The 3,298-nt window shown below is 67.9% G+C and carries 6 protein-coding genes; 3 read left to right on the top strand and 3 right to left on the bottom strand.

All coding sequences use genetic code 11. The features are described 5' to 3' along the window. Positions 1 to 121 precede the first annotated feature (121 nt). From istB to ALA01S_RS30505, 3 genes are read right to left on the bottom strand one after another with little or no spacing between them, the layout of a single operon-like run. A complete protein-coding gene (istB, locus tag ALA01S_RS30515; RefSeq protein WP_066343475.1) occupies positions 122 to 910 on the bottom strand; it encodes an IS21-like element helper ATPase IstB in 789 nt (262 codons plus the stop codon). Between the two features lie 19 nt (positions 911 to 929). Further along, positions 930 to 1,199 carry a hypothetical protein gene (locus tag ALA01S_RS35535; protein ID WP_066343473.1) on the bottom strand — a complete coding sequence of 90 codons (270 nt, stop codon included), beginning with the start codon at positions 1,197 to 1,199 and terminating at the stop codon, positions 930 to 932. A gap of 54 nt (positions 1,200 to 1,253) precedes the next feature. After that, positions 1,254 to 1,727, bottom strand: a complete 474-nt coding sequence (locus ALA01S_RS30505) for an IS21 family transposase (RefSeq protein ID WP_066343471.1) — start codon at positions 1,725 to 1,727, stop codon at positions 1,254 to 1,256. 23 nt (positions 1,728 to 1,750) lie between these two features. Here ALA01S_RS30505 and ALA01S_RS30500 point away from each other — a divergent pair, with 23 nt between their 5' ends. The 3 genes from ALA01S_RS30500 to ALA01S_RS30490 form a co-directional block, all read left to right on the top strand. Then, positions 1,751 to 2,047, top strand: a complete 297-nt coding sequence (locus ALA01S_RS30500) for a DUF5372 family protein (protein WP_066343469.1) — start codon at positions 1,751 to 1,753, stop codon at positions 2,045 to 2,047. A 154-nt stretch (positions 2,048 to 2,201) separates the two neighbouring features. Further along, positions 2,202 to 2,654, top strand: a complete 453-nt coding sequence (locus tag ALA01S_RS30495) for a helix-turn-helix domain-containing protein (RefSeq protein ID WP_066343467.1) — start codon at positions 2,202 to 2,204, stop codon at positions 2,652 to 2,654. A gap of 288 nt (positions 2,655 to 2,942) precedes the next feature. Beyond that, a partial coding sequence (locus ALA01S_RS30490) for a recombinase family protein (RefSeq protein ID WP_169806053.1) occupies positions 2,943 to 3,298 on the top strand: 356 nt, incomplete at its 3' end.

The following is a 3,298-nucleotide window of genomic DNA, read 5'->3' as shown; positions in this document are numbered from 1 at the left end:
GTGGGCCGACGGTGCTGCGCGATTTGCGCCGCGCCGGCTGTCACTTTCCGGCATATAGGAGCCGGCCTTTTTCGGCATATAGGAGCCACGTCGAAGGGCTCTCAGGACACCGGTGACGGCCTCAAGCTTGGGCGGCCTTGGAGCCGCTGGCAAGCCGGTTTGGCATGACGGTAGGGAGTTGCCGCGGCATGCGGTAGCTCGCGCCGTCGAGCACCAAGCAGTAGGCGTTGTGGCGCATGCGGTCCAGCGTGGCGCTGGCCAGCAGCTTGTTGGCCGGGAAGGCCTGATCCCACTCCTGGAAGTCGAGGTTGCTGGTGACGATGGTGGTCACGCTTTCGTAGCGCTCGGCCATGAGCTCGTGCAGGTCCTCGTCAGCCGGCGGCCGCAGTGGTTTGAGGCCGTAGTCGTCAATGATCAGGAGTGGCACGCGCGCCAGATTGGCCAGCCGGCGCTCGTAGCCGCCGGTGGCGCGGGCAGCGTTGAGCGAGGCGGTGAGCTGGCTGCAGGTCATGAAGGCCACGTCCACGCCCTGGCGCACTGCACAGTGGCCCAAGGCCTGGGCCAAGTGGCTTTTGCCCGTGCCGCACGGGCCCACGATGAGGACCGGCGACTTCTCCTCCAGGTAGCGCCCGGTGGCGAGCTCGTGCACCAGGGCGCGGTTGAGCTGGGGCAGCCGCTCGAAGTCGAACTGCTCCAGCGTCTTGCTGCTGCGGAAGGCGGCGCGCCGCAGCCGGGTGACGAACTTCTTCTGCTCGCGCCGCGCGACCTCGTCCTCCACCAACAGGGCGAGGAACTCGGTGTAGGCGAGCTTGGACTCGATGGCCTGGCGGTTACGGGCCTCCAGCGAGTCGAGGATGCCCGACAGGCGCAGCTGCTTCAGGTGCGGGCTCAGCACTGGCATGGGGTTCATGGCAAGCACTCCAGGTGGATCAGTGACGAGGAGCGTCGGGGTCGAACAGCAGCTGCGCGCTGCGCACGAAGCGCGCGCCGGGCGCGTGCACGTGGCCGAGCTCGGCCACGCTCAGCGGCTGTCGGTCGTAGCCGCCGGCCAGGATGGTCTTGACCGTGCGGTAGAACGGGCTGGCATGCAGCAGCGCCCGCGCGCAGGCGGCTTCGAGCCGCTCGGCGCCGTAGGTGTCGCGCAGGCGCAGCACGCCTTGGGCGGCGCGCAGCCGCTCCAGGATGCGGTCGGTGAGCATCTGCTCGATGAGCTCGGCGCACGCGGTGCCGATCTCACGCGCCTGGCGCAGGCACTAGGCGCGGTCGTGGGAGAAGAAGAGCTGGGCCCCAGGCGGCAGGTGGTCGCGCACGCTCGGGCGCTGCGCGCGCCGGTGCGTGGCCCCCAGCTGGTGCTCGTGGTAGACGAACACCGCCGTGTCGGTGGCGCGCAGCCACAGCGTCTTGCCCACCAGCGTGAACGGCACCGAGTACAGCGCCCGCTCGTGCGCGATGTGGCAGTCGCGGTGCACCGTGACGCGGTGCCAGGTGCCCAGGGCGGGCGCGACGGCAGGTAGCTCCAGCATGTGCGCCCGGTCCAGCTCGAACAGCGTCAACGGCTTCTGCCGCGTGGTGCCGTGCACGCGCTGGCCGGCCTCGTTCATCACCCAGCCGCAGGCCTGCGCGTTGAGGTCGGCCAGGTCGCGGAACTCGCGCAGCGGCAGGAAGTTGACCTTCAGGTATTTGACCCCGGCCTCGACGACGCCCTTCTCCTGAGTCCACGGCTGCACGTTGTGCAGGTGGTCAAGCGCGCATGGAATTCCAGGTCACGCATCCCTTCCACCCCTGGCACGGCCGGCGCTTCGTTCTGGCCACCCGCAAGATCAACTGGGGCGAAGACCGGGTGATGTTCTTCGACGATGAAGGCCACGTGCGCTCGTTGCTGGCGTCGTGGACGGATGTCGACGAGCCCGACCTGTTCACGCAGGCAGCGGACGGCAGGTCGTTCCTGCGCGCCGACGACTTGGCCGCGCTTGCACGGCTCGTCGACGAGATTGAGCAAGCCCGGAAGCGTGCGGACGATGTCAAGGGAATTGCGCCGCAGGTGTAAAGGCTTATGCGCCGCACCGTGATGCCGCTCACCAGGTGGGGTGCTGTCGCGAGTTCAACTGCTGCGGGCACGGCTTCATGCCATGCCCGCCTCATGGTTGAACTTCCGCAGGGGGCGGCATATCTTGGTTTACGTAGCCCGGGAGTACTAATCGATGCTCAAGCCCGATGCGAAGATCCAGCGGCTGCACGAGCACAAGGTGCTCAACCCGCGGCCGCAAGCCGTACGAGCGCCGTGGTTCCGCAGCGGTGGCTTCTTCGATCCCAACGACCTGGTGCAGGTGAAGTACGAGATGCTGCGCCACGCCCGCGAGGACGGCGTGACCAAGGCCGAGGCCGCGGCACTGTTCGGTCTGTCACGGCCGACGTACTACCAGGCCGAGGCCGCGTTCGAGCGCGAGGGCATCACGGGACTGCTCCCTCACCCTCGCGGGCCCAAGACGCCGCACAAGGTCAACGCCGACGTGATGACGCTCATCGAGCAACGTCAGAGCGAAGGCGGTCCATTGCAGGCCCGTGCGCTGGTCTCGCTGGTGCGGTCGCAGCTGGGCATCTCGTTGCACCCGCGCACCATCGAGCGCTGTGCCGCCCGAATAAAAAAACGCTGAGGCACCGCGTCGCCGCCTGCGGGCCGGCACTGCCGGCCGATGCGACACAGGTCTACGAAGACCTGCGCGCCGCGGTGCTGCATGGGCATGCCGACTCGCGTGCGATGGCAGCCGTCGTCTTCCATGGCTTGTGGCGCGGGCTGAGTGTTCTGGCTGCGAGCGGCATGGCGGGCCAGCCGCATGCACACGTGGCGCCAGACATGACCTCACCCCCAGCCAGCGCGTGCGACTGCCAGCTCGTGCGCCAGCTGGCCAACATGGTGCTGGCAGTCCAATCGCAGGTGCAACATGCCTACTGATGCAGCCATGAATGTCAGCGCCGACCATCTGCGGCGTGACGCATTCCTCTACGTGCGCCAGTCCTCGCTGCGCCAGGTGTTCGAGAACACGGAGAGCACCAAGCGGCAGTACGCGCTGCGTGAGCGTGCGGTGGCCCTGGGCTGGCCGTTGGAGCGCGTGCACGTCATCGACGGCGACCTGGGGCAATCGGGCGCTCATGCCGACGACCGTGAGGGATTCCAGCGTCTGGTGTCGGAGGTAGCCATGGGCAATGCCGGCATCGTGCTCGGGCTCAAGGGCACCATGAGCGAGGCGGAGCTGCACGTGCTCAAGTGCCGGCTGCAGGGCGGCATCATCAACAAGGT

This window comes from Azohydromonas lata NBRC 102462, from assembly GCF_001571085.1.
Taxonomy (GTDB): Bacteria; Pseudomonadota; Gammaproteobacteria; order Burkholderiales; family Burkholderiaceae_C; genus Azohydromonas; species Azohydromonas lata.
This window is presented reverse-complemented; position numbering and strand designations above follow the sequence as displayed.